The 17364-nt window shown below is 70.7% G+C and carries 14 protein-coding genes; 5 read left to right on the top strand and 9 right to left on the bottom strand.

The window, feature by feature from the left end; all coding sequences use genetic code 11:
* Position 1: 1 nt before the first annotated feature.
* The 3 genes from ACFZBU_RS18825 to ACFZBU_RS18815 are packed head-to-tail and all read right to left on the bottom strand — an operon-like array spanning position 2 to position 2942.
* Complete coding sequence (locus ACFZBU_RS18825) at positions 2-838, bottom strand: ABC transporter permease (protein ID WP_391584718.1); 837 nt, start codon at positions 836-838, stop codon at positions 2-4.
* Positions 826-1764, bottom strand: a complete 939-nt coding sequence (locus ACFZBU_RS18820; RefSeq protein WP_391584717.1) for an ABC transporter permease — start codon at positions 1762-1764, stop codon at positions 826-828. The genes ACFZBU_RS18825 and ACFZBU_RS18820 overlap by 13 nt, the downstream gene beginning before the upstream one ends.
* Positions 1761-2942: an ABC transporter substrate-binding protein gene (locus tag ACFZBU_RS18815; RefSeq protein ID WP_391584754.1), complete on the bottom strand. Its 1182-nt coding sequence runs from the start codon at positions 2940-2942 to the stop codon at positions 1761-1763. The genes ACFZBU_RS18820 and ACFZBU_RS18815 overlap by 4 nt, the downstream gene beginning before the upstream one ends.
* 211 nt (positions 2943-3153) lie before the next feature.
* On the opposite strand from ACFZBU_RS18815, the gene ACFZBU_RS18810 reads away from it, so the two are divergent.
* On the top strand, positions 3154-3900 hold the full coding sequence (locus tag ACFZBU_RS18810) for a GntR family transcriptional regulator (protein ID WP_391584753.1): 747 nt from the start codon (positions 3154-3156) through the stop codon (positions 3898-3900).
* A 102-nt stretch (positions 3901-4002) separates the two neighbouring features.
* Here ACFZBU_RS18810 and ACFZBU_RS18805 read toward each other — a convergent pair whose 3' ends face one another.
* A complete protein-coding gene (locus ACFZBU_RS18805) occupies positions 4003-4572 on the bottom strand; it encodes a phosphonate degradation HD-domain oxygenase (RefSeq protein WP_391584716.1) in 570 nt (189 codons plus the stop codon).
* Positions 4569-5636: a TauD/TfdA family dioxygenase gene (locus ACFZBU_RS18800; RefSeq protein ID WP_391584715.1), complete on the bottom strand. Its 1068-nt coding sequence runs from the start codon at positions 5634-5636 to the stop codon at positions 4569-4571. Before ACFZBU_RS18800 ends, ACFZBU_RS18805 begins: the two co-directional genes overlap by 4 nt.
* A 443-nt stretch (positions 5637-6079) precedes the next feature.
* On the opposite strand from ACFZBU_RS18800, the gene ACFZBU_RS18795 reads away from it, so the two are divergent.
* Complete coding sequence (locus ACFZBU_RS18795; protein ID WP_391584714.1) at positions 6080-7153, top strand: prenyltransferase; 1074 nt, start codon at positions 6080-6082, stop codon at positions 7151-7153.
* Positions 7154-7190: 37 nt separating this feature from the next.
* Here the strand turns inward: ACFZBU_RS18795 and ACFZBU_RS18790 are convergent, their stop codons facing one another.
* Complete coding sequence (locus ACFZBU_RS18790; protein ID WP_391584713.1) at positions 7191-7817, bottom strand: TetR family transcriptional regulator; 627 nt, start codon at positions 7815-7817, stop codon at positions 7191-7193.
* Positions 7818-7916: 99 nt separating this feature from the next.
* Here ACFZBU_RS18790 and ACFZBU_RS18785 point away from each other — a divergent pair, with 99 nt between their 5' ends.
* Positions 7917-8768: an alpha/beta fold hydrolase gene (locus ACFZBU_RS18785; RefSeq protein WP_391584712.1), complete on the top strand. Its 852-nt coding sequence runs from the start codon at positions 7917-7919 to the stop codon at positions 8766-8768.
* A 1095-nt stretch (positions 8769-9863) separates the two neighbouring features.
* On the opposite strand, the gene ACFZBU_RS18780 is transcribed toward ACFZBU_RS18785, so the two are convergent.
* Together ACFZBU_RS18780 and ACFZBU_RS18775 are read right to left on the bottom strand one after the other, a co-directional pair.
* On the bottom strand, positions 9864-11975 hold the full coding sequence (locus ACFZBU_RS18780) for a trehalose-6-phosphate synthase (protein WP_391584711.1): 2112 nt from the start codon (positions 11973-11975) through the stop codon (positions 9864-9866).
* 208 nt (positions 11976-12183) lie between these two features.
* Complete coding sequence (locus ACFZBU_RS18775) at positions 12184-13116, bottom strand: carbohydrate kinase family protein (RefSeq protein ID WP_391584710.1); 933 nt, start codon at positions 13114-13116, stop codon at positions 12184-12186.
* Positions 13117-13203: 87 nt separating this feature from the next.
* On the opposite strand from ACFZBU_RS18775, the gene ACFZBU_RS18770 reads away from it, so the two are divergent.
* On the top strand, positions 13204-13593 hold the full coding sequence (locus ACFZBU_RS18770; RefSeq protein ID WP_391584709.1) for a hypothetical protein: 390 nt from the start codon (positions 13204-13206) through the stop codon (positions 13591-13593).
* 37 nt (positions 13594-13630) lie between these two features.
* Here the strand turns inward: ACFZBU_RS18770 and ACFZBU_RS18765 are convergent, their stop codons facing one another.
* A complete protein-coding gene (locus ACFZBU_RS18765; RefSeq protein ID WP_391584708.1) occupies positions 13631-13942 on the bottom strand; it encodes a hypothetical protein in 312 nt (103 codons plus the stop codon).
* A gap of 161 nt (positions 13943-14103) precedes the next feature.
* On the opposite strand from ACFZBU_RS18765, the gene fdh reads away from it, so the two are divergent.
* Positions 14104-17364, top strand: a complete 3261-nt coding sequence (fdh, locus tag ACFZBU_RS18760) for a formate dehydrogenase (RefSeq protein ID WP_391584707.1) — start codon at positions 14104-14106, stop codon at positions 17362-17364.

The raw sequence follows: 17364 nt of genomic DNA, 5'->3' as shown, positions 1-17364 counted from the left end.
GTCACGAGGTCTCCGGGGTGGTGTTCGTCCGGGCGCTGCGCGGCCGGCCGGCGGTGGCGAGTGCGAGCAGCAGCACCCAGGTGACGAGCAGGCCGATCACGGACACCGCGACCGACATCTCGGCCTGCGAACCGCCGATACCGACGATCCACACCGCGAAGGGGCGGTAGCCCAGGATCGCGGCCACGGTGTACTCGCCGAGCACGAGCGCGAGGGTCAGGAACGCGGTGTTGAGCAGCGCGCCGCGCAGGTTCGGCAGGACCACCCGGAGCACCGCGCGCGGCCAGGTCGCGCCGCACGCGCGCGCCGCCTCGACCAGCACCTTCAGGTCGATCGCGGCGAGCCCGCCGTCCAGCGTGCGGTACGCCAGCGGCAGCGCCATCAGCGTGTACGCCAGCACGAGCACTACGGGGAAGTCGGGGTCCTGGATGGCGATGAACGTGTCGTACAACGGGGTGTCGGCCAGGTGGTCCGGCCCCCAGCGCAGCACCGTGCCGATGCCGGCGACCAGCGCGATGGCGGGCACCACCAGCGGCAGTGAGCACACCACTTCGATCACCCAGCGCAGTCGCGGCGCGGTCAGCCGTACGGTGATCAGCGCGGGCACCAGCAGCAGCAACACCAATACCACGGTGGCAGCGGCGAGTTCGAGGGTGAGGACGAGGCTGTCCAGGAAGCCGTCGGCCCCCAGGATCCCGGTGTACGCATCGAACGTGATGCCCTGGCCGGGCACGTCGATGCTGAAGACCACCGAGCACACCATAGGCAGCAGGAAGTAGGTGCCGGCGATCAGCAGGACGACGCCCCGCGACCAGCGGATCCGGCCTAGTCGAGCCATCGGGCACTCCGGCGCTGAAGGGGCAGGTGAACGGCGGTGACCAGGCCGGCCACCACGACCATGTCCAGGCTGAGCGCGAGCGCCACGTTGCCCTGGTCGACCAGGACGTTGCCGGACAGCGCGTCGGCGATCTGCATCGTCACCAACGGCACCGAACTGCCGACCATCGCGGCTGCCGTCGCGTAGGCGGCGAACGCCGAGCCGAAGAGCAACACGAATCCGCCGAGCAGCGCGGGCGTCAGGATCGGCAACGCGACGTGCAACCAGTAGCGGAACGCGTTGGCCCCGTTGTTGCGCGCCGCCTCGCGCCACTGCTTGCGCAGTCCTTCGAGGGAGGGGGTCAGGATGAGCACCATGAGCGGGATCAGGAAGTAGAGGTAGACCACGGACAGTCCGGTGAAGCTGTAGAGGCTCCAGCCGTGCTCGGTCAGGTCCAATTCGCCGGTCACCACACCGGCGTTGCCGAGCGTGGCCACGAATGCGAACGCGAGTGCGACCCCGCCGAAGTTGGCGAGCACGCCGGATGCGGTCAGTGCCGCCTCGCGGACGAAGCGAAAGCGCGAGGTCACCACGGTGTAGGCGATCGGCAGTGCGCATCCGGTGGCGATCAGCGCCGTGACGGCGGACAACTTCACACTGCCGACCAGCGCGGTCAGGTAGGCGCCTTGCACGGAGGCGGCCATGTTGGCGCCGGTGGCCTGTACGCCGTCGGGGGCGGTGGCCGGCGTGGTGAAGGCGCCGAAGACCATCGCGGCCGTCGGCACGCCGAAGACCACGGCGGCGAACAGCAGCAACGGCGCGACGCCGAGCCAGTGCGGAGCGCGGCGCCGCCGCCGGGGCCGGACCGCACGCGGCGCGCGCGAGGCGGGCGCGGGCGCGATCCGGACCGCGGCGGAGGCGCGGACGTCGGAGAGGTCGGTGCTCATCCGGCGACTGCCTGGCCCCAGCCACCGGTGAGGACCTTCTTGGCCTTGTCCACCTGGTCCGGGGTCGGGAAGACCGGGGTGCCGCCACCGGGCACCGCGGGCAGCTTCGCGGCGAACCCGGCGTCCAGCGTGCCGGCCTCCTTCATGGCACCCATCAGCGCCGGACGGGCGTAGCCCTTGAGCCACAGGTTCTGGCCTTCGGGGCTGTACAGGAATTCCTGCCACAGGCGCGCGGCGGCCGGGTGCGGTGCCCACTTCACGATCGCCTGCGAGTAGTACTGGGCGTAGACCCCGTCGGCGGGGATGTTCACCTGCCAGTCGACGCCCTTGGACTTGAACTCGTCCGCATAGCCGGCGTTGAGGTAGTCCCAGTCGATGCTGATCGGCGTCTCGCCCTTTTGCACGGTGGCCGGGGTCGATTCGACCGGGTTGTAGTTGCCGTTCTTCTTGAGCTTGCCGAAGAAGTCCAGGCCGGGCTGGATGTCGTCGAACGAGCCGCCGCTCGCGAGGGCTGCCGCGTACACGCCGCCGAACGCCGAGCCGGACTTGGTCGGGTTGCCGTTGAGCGCGACCTGGCCCTTGTACTGCGGCTTGAGCAGATCGGCGAACGTCTTCGGGCACTCCTTGATCCGCGCGGCGTCGCAGCCGATCGAGATGTAGCCGCCGTAGTCGTTGAACCAACGGCCCTGGGCATCCTTCTGCGGCTCGGGGATCCGGTCGAACGCGGCGACCCGGTACGGCGCGAGCAGGTCCTGCTTGGCGGCGCTGAGCGCGAATGCGTTGCCCAGGTCCACCACGTCGGGCGAGCGGTCCTGGCCCTTGCGCTGGGTCACCGCGTTGATCTCGTCCTGGGACGAGCCGTCGGGGTTCTCCACCTCCACCTTGATGCCGTACTTGGCCTGGAAGGCGTCGATCAGCGCGCCGTAGTTGGCCCAGTCGCGGGGCAACGCGATCGCGTTGAGCCTGCCCTCCTTCTTCGCGGCGGCCACCAGCGCCTCCATGCCGCCGAAGTCCTGGACGGACGTGGCCGACGCCGCGTCCTTGGCCCCGGCGGGAGCGCCCGGCGTGGCGGAGGTGCCGGCCGCGGACGTCTTGTCGGATGCCGAGCCGCACGCGCTCAGGGTGAGCGCGGCCACGGCGAGGCCGGCCACCAGTCCGGTCGCACGAACGCGGAGCACTGTCACGGGGTTCTCCTGGAGCTTCGAATGGCGTGCCGGAGTTGGCTGTACAACTTGGTCCAGTACGCCCGACGTCGATGTCCGCCACGTGAACGCAGCGGCACGGGCGCGCGAGGTTCCCGGGAAATGGGCGTGCGGCCCGGCAGGCTCTCGACGAACGGGTAGGGTCGCCACGGTCGGACGTCCCGGCAAGGGAATTCGGGGGGTGGCGATGGGGGTTCAGGGCGAGGCGCGGTATCGGCAGGTCGCGGCCGATCTGCGCGAGGCGATCACGACCGGCAGGTACGGCTCCGGGGGCCGCTTGCCCACCGAAGCCGACCTCGCGCAGCACTACGGCGTCTCCCGCGGCACGGTGCGCCAGGCACTCGCGGTGTTGCGCGCGGACGGGATGGTCACCTCCCGACGCGGCACCCGTCGGGTGGTCCTGGGCGCCTCCCGGACGCAGAGCTTCGCCGAATTGTCGAGCTTCACCCGCTGGGCGCGCTCGATCGGCGAAGAGCCCGGGGGGCGCACCGTGGCGGTCGAGCCGGCGGTGGCCGATCCGGGCGAGTGCGCGCAGTTGGGCCTGGAGCCGGGGTCGTCGGTGTACCGGGTGTTGCGGCTGCGCACGCTCTCCCGGGTGCCGGTGATGATCGAGCGTACGGTCTATCCGGAGCGGATCGGGGCCCTGGTGCAGGGTTTCCCGATCGACGCGGTCTCGCACACCGAACCGCTGGAGGAACTGGGCGTGCTGTTCACCGACGCCGACCACACGATCGATCAGTGGCCGGCCGACGCGGAGGACGCCCGGCTGCTGGGCTGCCCGCCGGGCACGTCACTGCTCCGCGAGCGGCGTCGCACGACGGATCCGGCGGGCGTGCCCGTGGAGTGGTCGCAGGACCGCTACCTCCCGGGCACCGTGGCGTTCACGGTGCACAATTCGGTGGCCACGACGGCGCTGCACCGCCGACGGGGCTGACCGGGACGGCGGCGGGCGGTCGAGCGCCGGCGGCGGGCAACCGGCCCGGCAACGGACGGTCGGCCCGGCGGCCCGTGCGGCCGAGCGCACCGGGCCGACGGTTCACGGCAGCAGCAACCCGGTCAGCAGCGGCCGGAAATGGGCGAAGTCCGGAACACGCGCGTCGGCGTCCTTGGCCGCCTCGTCCCAGCGCCGCACCCGGACCGCGTCGACCGCGTACGGCCCGTCCGCGAAGGCCCGCGCCTCGGCCTCACCCATCGGGCCGCCCTGCACGGCGAGCGTGTACACGGACGCGTCCGACAGGCGTGCCGCGTAGTCCGGCTCGGTGGCGCACAGGTAGCGCTTCGCCGCCACGTGCAGCCGGATCGGCTCGGTCACCTCGGGCCCGAACCGCTTCGCGAGCCGGTCCGCGCCGGTGTGGCTGTGCCGGTTGTCCTCGCCCGCCATCAGGTCGCGGCCGGTCAGCGGCCCGTGGAAGTGCCCGATGTCGTGCAGCAGCGCCGCCGCGATCAGGTGCTCGGGGGCGCCCTCGGCCTCGGCGATCGCCCCGGCCTGGAGCATGTGTTCGGCCATCGTGACCGCCTCGCCGAGGTATTCGCCGGCACCCTGGTCGGCGAAAAGGTCGGCGAGTTCGTCGAGAATGGCCGTGTCGATCTCCCGACGGTGCGTCATGCCGCGTCCCCCGCCGTGCGATCGAGGACGCCCAACGTGCCGGCGAGGCCGTCCAGGTCGGCGTAGCAGCCCTGTAGATGCCGCCTGCCCGCACCGTCGAAAGCGGTACGCGCGTGCAGGACCCGGGTGTTGTCGAACACCACGCAGTCGCCCGGCTCCAGCCGCCGCGTCAGCATCGATTCGGGCCGGTTCAACGTCTCGGCGAAAGCGCGATAGGCCGCGTAGAACTCGGCGAGTTCGTCGGCCGGGAGCCGCAGGGTGCCCATCGACCGGTTGTTGAAGCGCACCTCGCGGATGCGACCGGCGGCGTCCGCGCCGATGATCGGCCGGTGCGCCCGCAGTTCGGTGTGCGCGTCGCGGAACTCGAACGGCACCGGCGTACGCACCAACACCCGGTATGCGTCCGGCTGTTCGTCGCGCAACAGCGCGGCGGCCCGGAATCCGTCGACGAAGCCGGAGTCGCCGCCGGCGGCCTCGTTGGCCAGACAGTGCAGGAGTTGCACGGTCGGCACCGGATCGCGATAGGGGTTGTCGGTGTGCGGGGTGATCGCCACGGAGGTGAAGGCGAGGTTGTTGGGTCGGTCCTCGACCCGGACGTCGAAGAGCCGGCCGTAGTTCGTTTCCCGCACGAAGCCGAACGTCCCCGCCACTGCCAGTACCTGCTCCTCGACGCAGGGGACGTCGCGGAGCACCGCGAGGCCGAGCCGTTGCACGGCGGTCAGTGCGGGTGCCGGGTCCCCCGGGTAGCTGCTCCAGGGGAACTCGAAGCGCTCCGCGCCCAGTTCCGCGGCATCCCACAACGACTTGGCGTCCTCGCTCCTGGGGTCCGGCTCCGCGGGCGCGTCGAACCACGAGCGGGCGTAGACGGATCGGTGCCCGTCGGGCGCCCACACGATCTCCACCTCGGAGCCGTGCTCGCGGACTTCGGCGGCGATCGCATCCGGCGGTAGGTCGGTGATCCCGAACAACTTCTGCCCGGTTCGCGGGTCGCGGCACAGCGGGCAGGGGCAGTTGTCCCGCAGCCACACGGCGGACAGGCCGCCGATGTCCAGGGCGGTAGCCATGGGCGTCTCCTCGGTCTCAGAGAGTGCGCAAAGTTGTCCATACAACCAGCACTCGGGGCTACCGTCGCAGGACGGCATGAGCACGCGACGACAGGCACGTGACGCCGACATGAACACCGGGTCGGCACGGCGCCGGCGGCCGACCGCGGTCGCCAGGGCCTTGCGGGCCGGCGGCGCGTCGGCGGGGCCCGCGCGCCCTCGGGACGGGTCGGCGGCGTCCGTGCTCCCGGTCGGGCGCGGGCCGCAGGTGATCCGTGAGGGGTTCCCCGACGCCGGTCACGGGCCTACCGTGGTCGTGCATTGTCCATCACGGAAGGTAGTCGAGCACCCTCGGCCGCCACAGGCGGATCTCGGCCGGGTCACCGACACCGCGCCGAAGGGATATCCGTCATGAGCGAGTTCGGCGCGCCCGGCGCGCCCGGTGCGTTCCCGGGAGCCGGGCCGTGACCCGCACCGAGTTGATCGGCTTCATCCGGCTGGCCCGATTACGATTCCTGCTCTACAACACGCTGCCCGTCGCGCTGGGCGGCGCCGTGGCCGTGCACGAGGGCCACCGCATCGACCTCGGGTGGTACGCGCTGGCCCAGGGCTTCGCCTGGGGCACCCACCTGATGACGCACTACTGCAACGAGTACTTCGATCTCGACGCGGATCGGGCCAACCGCTACCACACCCCCTGGACCGGCGGCAGCAGGGCGCTGGTCGACGGGCTGGTCCGCCCGAGCGTGGCGCTGTCCACCGGTTTCGTGCTGCTCACCGGCTCGGTGTTCCTCGCGGTCTCGATGCCCACGCTCCCCGCTCGCCTGATGGCCGCCGCCGGCATCGCGCTGGCCTGGTTCTACACCGCGCCACCGCTGCGCCTCAACTATCGGGGCCTGGGCGAACTGACCGTGGCCGTGGGCCTCAACGGCATCTGGCCCCTGGTGGCGGTGTCACTGCTCGGCGGCACCGTGCCCGGGCTGATCCTGCTGATCCTCGCCCCGACCGCGGTCCTTCAGGCGGCCCGCATGATGGTGATGAATCTCGCCGACATCGAATCCGACACCCGGGTCGGCAAACGCACCCTCCCGGTCCTGCTCGGGCCCCGTCGGGCCGTCACGATCATCGGCCTGTGTCAGATCGGCGCCTACACCGCACTGATCGCGTTCACCCTCGCCGGGTGGATCCCCTGGCCGGTCGGGGCGGCCATGGCCGGCACCGCGCCGATGTCGGTATGGCTGATCGCCCGCCTGCGTTCCGGCGCGCTCGCCGACCACGATCCCCGCCGCATGACGCCCGTGGTGTTCTGGGCCTCCAACCACGTCGCCCTCATCGTCTGCGCGGCCCTGATCGGCATGCTCGTCGAGACCGCCCGTCATGCCGACGACGCCCTCGCGGGTTCGCTGATCTTCCTGACCGCGGTCCTGGCGGCCTTCCTCGGGCTGTTCGCACTGCGCCTGTTCCTGGCCCTGCGTCGGCTGCCGCACCTCGACGCGGCCCACTCGGTCGAACGTCGCACCGAAGAGGTGTCCAGGTGAAAGCGCGGCAAAGAGCGGGGGGTTCATCGGCGCGACATCATCGCGGAGTCGAGTCGGGGTCCTGTCCGGCAACGGTCGTGCGCAGGATCTCGACCCACCAGTCGAGCATGCGTTCCCGCGCGGTCTCGTCGAGCCCGACGCTCCTGCGAAATTCACTGCCCAGTACCGGATCGGTCGCAACGGCCTGGTGCAATCCCGCCACCGTCAACTGGACCGCCTCGCGTGCCGGCGGCGTTCGTCCCGTGACCGCGCAGTGTCGGAGCGCCTGGGCGTGCAGCCGGTCCACCACCTCGTCGAGCAGTCCGCTGCCGGTGTCCCGCCAACCGGACCGATGCAGCGCGAGCGCCAGTTCGGCGTAGCCGTCGGCGTACAGCGCGGCCAGCGCGTGCACCAACTCGGCGGGGTCGATCGGGCCGTCGGTCCACGCACCCAGCACGGCGTGCAGTTCGGCCTTCAGTTTCGTCCCGCCGAATCGCAGCAGCGACTCCAATAGTCGATCGCGCGTGCCGAAGTGGTGGTTGACGGCGGCATCGGACACCCCGACCTCGGCGGCGACGGCGCGCACCTGCACGGCGGCCGGACCGCCTGCGGCGAGCAACCTGCTCGCCGCCTCCAGGATCATCCGCCGGGCGTCGTCGGGGTTGCGTCGTACTCGGGTGGCCACCGCCACAGCCTACCTTGACCACTCAAGGTAGCTCGCCTTACCTTGACTGCTCAAGGTAAGGCGGGAGGCACCGTGCACCCACACTTCACGATTCCGACGATGACCGAACTGGCGGCGACCCTGGGCGTCACCATCCACGATCCGACCCCGCCCCGCGAGATCCGCTTCTCCCGTGCCGGCTGCCGGTTGCACGCATTGGACTGGGGCGGAACCGGCCCGCCGGTGCTCCTGCTGCACGGCGGCGGGTTGACCGCGCACACGTGGGATTTCGTCTGCCTCGGCCTGCGCGGCGCCGCCCGGCCGGTGGCGCTCGACCTGCGTGGGCACGGCGACAGCGACTGGTCCGACAACTACCGCATCGACGCGATGGCGGCCGACGTCGTCGCCGCGGCCGACCACCTGGGCCTCGATCGCATCCGTCTGGTCGGCATGTCGCTCGGCGGCGTGGTCGCCGCCCACGTCGCCGATGCGCGGCCGGACCGGGTGGAACGCCTGGCCCTCGTCGACGTGGCACCCGGCGTGGACTTCGACAGCACCCGGCGCGTGCGGGCGTTCATGGCCGGACTCGGCCCCGTGAGCGCACTCGAATCGGTGGTCGAGGCCGCGATGCGGGTGAATCCGCGCGCCGACCGTGCGGGGGTCGCCTACCGCATGAGCACACTCTTTCGCCGTGCGCCCGACGGCGATTGGGTGCCGAAGGCCGATCCGCGCCCACCCGACTTCCCGGCCATCCTCGCGGCCATCGAGCGGCTGGCCGCCCGGCTGACCGCGGTTCCGGTGCTGCTGGTGCGCGGCGAACGCAGCAGGGTGCTCCCCCAGGCCACCGCCGAACGGCTGGTCGAGCGCATCCCGGACGGGCGACTCGCGGTCGTACCGAATGCGGGGCACATCGTGCAGGAGGACAATCCGGCAGCACTGATCAGCGCGTTGCGCTCCTTCCTCACCCGCTGACCGCAACGAGTTCGGCTCGGTGTTCGAGGCGCCGGGCGAGAGCCGAAGGGCGACGGCGGACCTTCGCGGACGGGCGGGCGGCGCGCCTCCCGCAGCGGCGGGAGATCGGGGGCGATGCTCGTCCCGTGTCGGTCCCCGGGCGCTTCGGTGGGATGCGCCGCATTCCTGGGGAGTAGCAAGTGGTGTTCTCCCTCGGGCGACAGGCGGTTAACCGGAATGTGGCATTCGGGTTCCTCGACCGCGACTGGGTGCTCGTGGTCGGGTGATCGCGACCCGGCCGTGCCACCCCGTGAGGTCGAGCCACCGTCCCCGGTGGGTGGGGCCTCGCATGCGTCGAGGAGTTGAAGTCCGCGTGTCACCACCTCTCCTGGGTGCTCGCCCGGCCCGCCTCCGCCCGGCGATGGCCACGCTCGCCCCGACCACCCTGCTCGTGGCCGGTCTCATGTCGGTCGCGCCCGCGGCCCGGGCCGACGAGGCCCCCTCGACCGCCGAGCGGCCGCAGGTCGGCGGCCCGACCCACGAGCTCGTGCTCGACCGTCCCGGCGAGTCGGTCGTCACCCGGCGCGAGGTCACCCCGGTCGCGCCCGGCCTCACGCTGACCTCCTTCGACCGCATCGGCAGGGCCGGCTGGATTCGCGGGCAGGTCCTGGTCGCGGACCTGAACACCAAGGGCCTGAGCGTCGACTACCTGTCCTCCGGCAAGGTGACGACTCGTCAGACCGTGTCGGAACAGGCCCAAAACGCCGGGGCCGTCGCCGCCGTCAACGGCGACTACTTCGACATGAACGCCTCCGAGGCCCCGCTCGGCGTCGGCGTGTCCCGGAAGGAGGGCCTGATCCACGCCCCGGTCCGGGGTTGGAACCAGGCCGTGACCGTGGGCACCGACGGACTCGCCCGGATGGCACAGGTGTTCCTCGAAGGCCAGGCCACCCTGCCCGACGGTCGGGAGGTGCTGCTCTCCGGCGTCAACATGACCCGGTCGTCGGCTCCATCGCGCACTCCGCGTCCCGTACGGCCGCCGGCAGCGGCCGTACGGGACGCGGTCGTTCTCCGTTCGACGTGGCAAGCCCGGCCGGCAGGTCGCGCCGGCGGACGTCAGGCGGTGCCCGCGGCCGAGGCCGCGACGGGTGGTGGGCCCGGGTCGGGGGCACCGCCCTCGATGGCGGCGATGATCCCGGCCGCCCAGTGTCGGGGGTGCTCGTGCCCGAGGGCCGTGGACAGCCGAGTCATGCGGGCACGTCGTTCGCGTCGAGGCATCCGCAACGCCCGCCGCAGTACCCGCACGAGGTCGATCGGCGAGCGCGGGTCCGTCAGCAGCGCGCCGCGGCCGAGTTGCTCGGCCGCTCCGGCGTAGCGCGACAGCACCAGCACTCCGGAGCCGCCCGCGGCCGACTGTGCCGCCACGAACTCCTTCGCCGTGAGGTTCATCCCGTCCTGGAGCGAGGTCACCCAGAACACGTCCGCGGCGAGGTACTCGTCGAGAACCTCGACGAAGGAGAGGTTGTGCGGAAGGTATTCGACCGGTTGCCAGGTCGCGGTGCCGAATCGATCGTTCACGTCGGCGATGCGGTCTTCGAGGGCGATCCGGGTCGAGTCGTAGGCGGTGATGCCCGATTCGGGCGGCGGGCAGACGAGTCGGAACCGAAGGCGGCCGTGCAGAGCAGGGTCGGCTGCGAGGAGGGCGGCGACGGCGGCGACCTTGCGCTCGGGGGCCTTCACGTAGTCCAGGCGCTCGACCGAAAGCACCAGACGCCCCGCGAAGGAACGCGCGCGCGGGCCTCGGGCGCGGACCAGCGCGTCGATGGCCTCACGGTCGACGCCCAGCGGATGCACGCTCACCCGCGGCGGTGCATCGCTCTCGCCCAGGGTGGCCCGGAAGTTGGCGGCGAATCCCTCGGTCTGGAATCCGGCCCAGTCCAGCGCCGTCAGGGACGTCCGCACCTCCGCCGCGACCGGCAGCGCGTCGAAGATCCGCACCGGTGGGAAGGGCGTGTGGTGAAACAGTCCGACCCGCAGATCCGGCCGCGCGGCACGCAGCAGTCCCGGCACGAGCCACAGGTTGTAGTCGTGCAGCCAGATGGTCCCCCGCTCGGCGGCTCGGTCCGCGATGTGTTCGGCGAAGCGGCGGTTCACGGTGCGATACTCGGTCCAGGCCGCGCTGTCGAAACACATGCGTTCCGGCTGCGACATCAGCGCCGGCCACAACATCTCCTTGCAGGCTCGGTGGAAGTACGCCGACCAGGCGGCGTAATCGAAGCGTTCCAGCGACAGGGCAGGCCGAAGACCGTGCTCCCCGACGTCCGGATCGGGCAGGTCGTCGTCGACCACCGATCCCGCGACCCACAGGGCCGAGACATCGCGGTCGTCCCCACGTTCGGCGCCCAGAACCGCACACAGGGTCGGCAGGATTCCGTTCGGGCTGGTCGGAGCGCGCCAACCGGTCGATGTCCACACCCGTGGTGGCCGGTGGTAGCCCACGACCAACGCGTGTTCCGGCGCCACCCAGCCCAGGTTCCGCAAGCCGGCAACAATCCCCGCCGCGCCGTGCTGCTCGGTGCGGTACACCGTCTCGTCCGCGGCCACCGCCCGACCGAGGGCGGGTTCGGCGCCACCGACCACCACGCCGTGCGCGCCGATTCCGAACATCGACAGATCGTTCAGCGAGTCGCCGGCGACCAGCACGTCCGCGAGCGCCCAACCCTGCGCGCGAGCCAGCGCCCGCACCGCGGCACCCTTGCTCGCCCTCGGCGGCAGCACGTCGAAGTACCGATCGGCCGAGTACGCCCACGAGCACCCCAACGCGGCGACCGCGGAGACGAGTTCGCCGGTCAGGTCGCCCGGACGCAGGTGGAAGGAACACCGTCCGTCCTGCGCCACCCCGTCCTGGTACCTCAGCGCCGGGAATCCGGAGAGTGCGTCACGCACCCGGGCCGCACCGGGCCAACCCTCGCGTAACCGGGACTGCACATCCATGACGGTGCTCAGGTCCCTGCCGTCGGCCACACTGGCTCCGACGTCGGCAATGATCCACCGTGGCCTGGGCACGAGCGGATCGGCGAGCACCTCGCGCACCGAGGCCAGTCCGCGACCGGTGGCGAAGACCACCGTGATCCGCGGATGACGCGAGAGAATCCCGTGCAGCCGACGGCGTTCGGCGTCCGTGCCACCCAACAACGTGCCGTCCAGATCGGTGACCAGGACCCCCATCGCGTACCCCCCGACCGACCGGATTCGCATGCCTCGAACACCGCACCCACGAGGGGGTGTTGGTCGACGTACGCAAAACGCCCTCCGCCCGATGAGCCGGAGAGCGTGGTCGACCGACGATCAGCGAACGCTAACACGTACGGGAAACCGTGGGGAGTGCCGCGACTACCAAAGGTGAGATGTGGCCTGCGCCGCTCGCACGCACCGCTCAACTCGACGATATGGGACCGACCTTGGCAAGCCACGCGGACAGTTGCTCGGCGTCCGGGGCCCCGCCCGACCCCGGCGACGTGGCGGCCGCCGATCCACAGGCCACCGCCGCCGCCAGGCACCGGGGCAGCTCCCAGTCGGCGAGAATGCCGTGTACGAAACCGGCGTTGAAGCAATCGCCGGACCCGGTGGTGTCCACCACACGAACCGGCACGGCGGGAACGGCGAACCGGCCCTCGGCGCGCAGCGCCAACGCTCCCTGTTCGCCGCGCTTGATCAGGACCGTGTCCACCAGTTCGCCCAACAACGTCGCCGCGTCGTCCGCCGTGGCGGCCCCGGTGAGGCGCCGTGCCTCGTCGAGGTTGGGCGCGAAGACGTCGACATGGGAAAGGACTTCGCGCACGGTCGCGGTCTCCAGCGTCACCGGGACGTCCTGGCAGTCCATGAAGATCGACGTGCCCGAATCTCGCACCACCCGCAGCGTCTCCGCGACTCCCGGGCCGTGCCGCAGTTCCGGCAGTACCAGGATCTTCGGCCGATACACTCGCACCAGTTCGTGCAGTGGGCGCGGTGTCATCGGGTCCTGAAAACTGACCATGGCCCGGTCGGTGGCATCCGAGAGCGCGACCGTGACACTACGCAAAGGACCCTGGTGGTACCGGAATCCGGACTCGTCCAGCCCCGCGGCGCGGGCCCCGGCCAGGACATACCGGCTGAACTCGTCCTCGCCGAAATCGGTGGCCCAGACCACGTCGTTCCCCAGCCGGTGCAGCGCCACCGCCGGGTTGAAGGCACCACCGGGCACCATCTCGAACCCACCCGCGAACGTCTCACGCCCCGCGGCGGGCGCGCCGGATAGATCACGGAAGATCAGGTCGGCGAAATATGCTCCGGCAACCAGAACCTCGCAGCGAACGTCCGCTATACCCATACCCGCATCAGCACTCCCGACCGGCACCATGAACGGATCCGAACCGTGCGCAGAGGATTATCGACGACCGCAGGCATCCTTGGCGCCGTGGCCGTCCTGGGGGCGTGTACCGCGTCGGACTCCGAGGTCGTCTGTGCCGCGCACTGGTCGGCTCCCGTGCGGATCGACATTGCCCCCGGCCTGGCCGATCGAGTCACCGACGTATCCATACGCCTCTGTCGCGCGGCGTCGTGCGACGAGCCGTCGGTGACGCTGTTGCCCGCCCGGGAGGGCGCCGCGCGGGTCGGCACGGTTTCCGACTCGGTGTTGACGGCGGAGGCGGTGGAGGCCACGGTGCAGGTGCGTACCGACGACGCCGCGCCGGTTGTTTCGCGGCTCACCATCACACCACGACGAACCCGACGCGGCGCGAACTGCGGAGTCGATTACAACGCACAACTCCACATCACCGACGACGCGAGCGTGACCCAGCCCTGAATCCCGGGCAGGGAGCGCTCCGTCGCAATCGTCGGTGTCACGCGCCGGGTTCCTCCGGGCCGAGTTCGGCGTCGAGACGGTCGAGCCAATCCGCATCGGCGAGTTCCGCGTCGAGCAGCAGGTCGCGCCAGTCCACCTCGGCGAGTTCGACGGCTCGGCGGAACCTGCCGATGTCGCCCTCGGCAAGCAGGACGATCGCGGCTCGGACGCGTTCGCTGCGCAATGCCTCCCGGTCATGCCCCGCAGCATCCGGAAGGGCGTCGAGAATGCGCAACACTTCCGGCGCGGAGCCCGGTTCGGGGAAGTCGCGTCGGATGCGCCGTTCGAGTCTTGTGCCGGCGGTGGTCATGACACACGTCTACCAGATGCCCCCACGCCGGGAGCGGGCCGGTGACCGGTTCGTGACGCGGACGGTCGGTGCTACCGCCGCTTGGGCCATATGCCAGGAATGGCCCCCGCCGCCCCGGGTAGTCGTCTCGGGTCGTGGACCAAGACCGGCAGGGAGCTGATGTGGACCCACGTAGGTGGTGGCGCGAGTGGCCCGTCCGACGCCAGCTCACCGGCGCCGACCGGCTCGGACGCGGCGCCGCGGCGCGTTCGGCCGAGACTGCCGACCTGCGGCCGCGGATCGCCGACGCCGATCGGGTGGTTCCGTCGGTGTGCCCATACTGCGCGGTGGGCTGCGGGCAGCAGGTCTACGTCAAGGACGAACGCGTCGTCCAGATCGAGGGCGACCCGGATTCGCCGGTGAGCCGGGGTCGGTTGTGTCCCAAGGGCTCGGCGACGCTCCAGCTCACCACCGGCTCGGCCCGCCGGGACAAGGTGCTGTATCGCGCGCCGTACGCGAGCGAGTGGAGCGAACTCGACCTGGACACCGCGATGCGCATGGTCGCCGATCGGGTCGTGCGCACCCGCCGGGACACGTGGCAGTGGGAACAGGACGGCAAGCGGGTCGCCCGCACCCTGGGCATCGCGAGTCTGGGCGGCGCGACGCTGGACAACGAGGAGAACTACCTGATCAAGAAGCTGTTCACCGGGCTGGGCGTGGTACAGGTGGAGAACCAGGCCCGGGTCTGTCACAGCTCGACGGTCGCGGGGTTGGGGACCACGTTCGGTCGTGGCGGCGCGACGATGTTCATGCAGGACCTTCAGCACTCCGACTGCATCGTGATCCAGGGTTCCAACTACGCCGAGGCGCACCCGGTGGGCTTCCAGTGGGTGATGGAGGCGAAGAAACGCGGCGCGACGGTGATCCACATCGACCCTCGGTTCACCCGTACGAGTGCGTTGGCCGATCTGCATGTGCCGATCCGGGCCGGGTCGGACATCGCCTTCCTCGGCGGCGTGATCAACCACGTGCTCACCGAGGGCAAGGACTTCCGCGAGTTCGTGCTCGCGTACACCAATGCCGCGAAGCTGGTCGGCGAGGATTTCCGGGACACCGAGGATCTGGCCGGGGTGTTCTCCGGCCTGGACGTGGAGAATCGCACCTACGACCAGAGTTCGTGGGCCTACGAGGGTGGTCCGGTCGAGCCCGCGGTGGGCGACCGGGACACGCGCCACGACGACCGCACGGGCGAGCATCGGCGGAAGGTGTCCGAGGCCGGGCGCAGCGAGACGCACGGTTCGGGTGGCGCGCCGACGCACACGAACGTGCCGCGCGATGCGACGTTGTCCCATCCGCGCTGCGTCTATCAGGTGCTCAAGCGGCATTTCGCGCGCTACACACCCGAGTTCGTCCAGGAGACGTGCGGCGTGCCCGCCGAGACGTTCCTGCGGGTGTGTCGTGCGTTGACCGAGAACTCCGGTCGCGAGCGCACCTCCGCCTTCGTGTACGCGGTGGGCTGGACGCAACATTCCGTCGGCGCGCAGTACATCCGCACGGCCTCGATCCTGCAGTTGCTCCTGGGCAATGTGGGTCGGCCCGGCGGGGGCATCCAGGCCCTGCGCGGGCACGCCAGCATTCAGGGGTCGAGCGACATCCCGACCCTGTTCGATCTGCTGCCGGGTTATCTGCCGATGCCGCACGCGCACGTGGACGAGGACCTCGACAGCTATATCGAGACGATGGTGGCCGAGAAGGGCTACTGGGCGGACATGCGCAAGTACACGGTGAGTCTGCTCAAGGCGTATTTCGGCGACGCGGCCACGGCCGAGAACGACTTCTGCTTCGGTCATGTGCCACGCCTGACCGGTTCGCACAGCACCTACGACACGGTGCTGGCCCAACTGGACGGGGTCTGCAAGGGCTTCTTCCTGATGGGTGAGAATCCGGCGGTGGGTTCGGCGAACGCGCGCATGCAGCGCATGGGGATGGCGGAGCTCGACTGGCTCGTGGTGCGCGATTTCTCGCTGATCGAATCGGCGACGTGGTGGCGGGACGGTCCCGAGATCGAGACGGGCGAGATGCGTACCGAGGAGATCGGCACCGAGGTGTTCTTCTTCCCGGCCGCGTCGCACACCGAGAAGTCGGGCTCGTTCACCAACACCAATCGCTGGTTGCAGTGGCATCACCAGGCGGTCGAACCGAGCGGCGACGCGCGCAGCGACCTGTGGTTCGTGTACCACCTGGGCCGGCTGATCCGCGCGCGACTCGCCGACTCCACCGACCCGATGGACCGTGCGGTGCTCGATCTGACCTGGGACTACCCGACCGAGGGACGCTACGACGACCCGGCCGCGGAGGCGATCCTGGCCGAGATCAACGGCTTCGGACCCGACGGCGAACACCTGTCCGCCTACACCGAGTTGGCCGACGACGGGTCCACGTCGTGCGGTTGTTGGATCTATTGCGGGGTGTACGCGGACGGGGTCAACCAGGCCGCGCGGCGCAAGCCGCACACCGAGCAGGACTGGCTCGCGGCGGAGTGGGCGTGGGCGTGGCCGGCGAATCGGCGGATCCTGTACAACCGGGCGTCCGCCGATCCGGACGGTCGGCCGTGGAGCGAGCGCAAGGCGTTGTTGCGGTGGGACGAGCAGGCGGGGCGGTGGACCGGTCCGGATGTGCCGGACTTCCCGCCGGACAAGTCCCCGCACTACCGGCCCCCGGAGGGAGCGCGCGGCGCCGAGGCGTTGGCGGGCGACGATCCGTTCATCATGCAGGCGGACGGCAAGGGCTGGTTGTACGCGCCCGCTGGGCTGGTGGACGGGCCGTTGCCCACCCATTACGAGCCGCAGGACTCGCCGTTCGTGAACCCGCTCCACCCGGAGCACTCGCGCAACCCGGTCCGTCAGGTGTTCGCTCGTCGGCACAATCGCTCGCATCCCAGCGGGGACGAGCCGGGCAGCGAGGTGTTCCCGTTCGTGGTGACCACGCATCGGCTCACCGAGCATTTCACCGCCGGTGGGATGAGCCGCTGGGTGCCCTATCTGGCCGAACTGCAGCCGGAGTTCTTCTGCGAGGTGTCGCCGGAGTTGGCGGCGGAGCGCGGCCTGGAGCACATGGGGTGGGCGACGATCGTCACCGCGCGGACCGCGATCGAGGCCCGGGTGATGGTGACGCGACGGATGCGGCCGCTGACGGTGCGCGGACGCACGCTGCATCAGATCGGGTTGCCGTTCCACTGGGGTCCCAACGGGATGAGCCGGGGCGACGCGGCCAACGAGCTGGCCTCGATCACGCTCGATCCGAACGTGCACATCCAGGAGGTCAAGGCGATGAGCGCGGACATCCGACCGGGTCGGCGCCCGCGCGGGCCCGAGTTGTTGCGGTTCGTCGCCGGGTATCGCCGCCGGGCGGGGATCACCGAGCGAACCGGAACGGAGGTCTGA

Origin of the sequence: Embleya sp. NPDC008237 (assembly GCF_042956465.1) — a bacterium.
Taxonomy (GTDB): domain Bacteria; phylum Actinomycetota; class Actinomycetes; order Streptomycetales; family Streptomycetaceae; genus Embleya.
This window is presented reverse-complemented; position numbering and strand designations above follow the sequence as displayed.

Bases quoted from the DNA above. Each gene is read 5' to 3' on its own strand.
- ACFZBU_RS18825 (WP_391584718.1), bottom strand. From the start codon at position 838: ATGGCTCGACTAGGCCGGATCCGCTGGTCGCGGGGCGTCGTCCTGCTG.
- ACFZBU_RS18820 (WP_391584717.1), bottom strand. From the start codon at position 1,764: ATGAGCACCGACCTCTCCGACGTCCGCGCCTCCGCCGCGGTCCGGATC.
- ACFZBU_RS18810 (WP_391584753.1), top strand. From the start codon at position 3,154: ATGGGGGTTCAGGGCGAGGCGCGGTATCGGCAGGTCGCGGCCGATCTG.
- ACFZBU_RS18805 (WP_391584716.1), bottom strand. From the start codon at position 4,572: ATGACGCACCGTCGGGAGATCGACACGGCCATTCTCGACGAACTCGCC.
- ACFZBU_RS18800 (WP_391584715.1), bottom strand. From the start codon at position 5,636: ATGGCTACCGCCCTGGACATCGGCGGCCTGTCCGCCGTGTGGCTGCGG.
- ACFZBU_RS18785 (WP_391584712.1), top strand. From the start codon at position 7,917: ATGACCGAACTGGCGGCGACCCTGGGCGTCACCATCCACGATCCGACC.
- ACFZBU_RS18780 (WP_391584711.1), bottom strand. From the start codon at position 11,975: ATGGGGGTCCTGGTCACCGATCTGGACGGCACGTTGTTGGGTGGCACG.
- ACFZBU_RS18775 (WP_391584710.1), bottom strand. From the start codon at position 13,116: ATGGGTATAGCGGACGTTCGCTGCGAGGTTCTGGTTGCCGGAGCATAT.
- ACFZBU_RS18765 (WP_391584708.1), bottom strand. From the start codon at position 13,942: ATGACCACCGCCGGCACAAGACTCGAACGGCGCATCCGACGCGACTTC.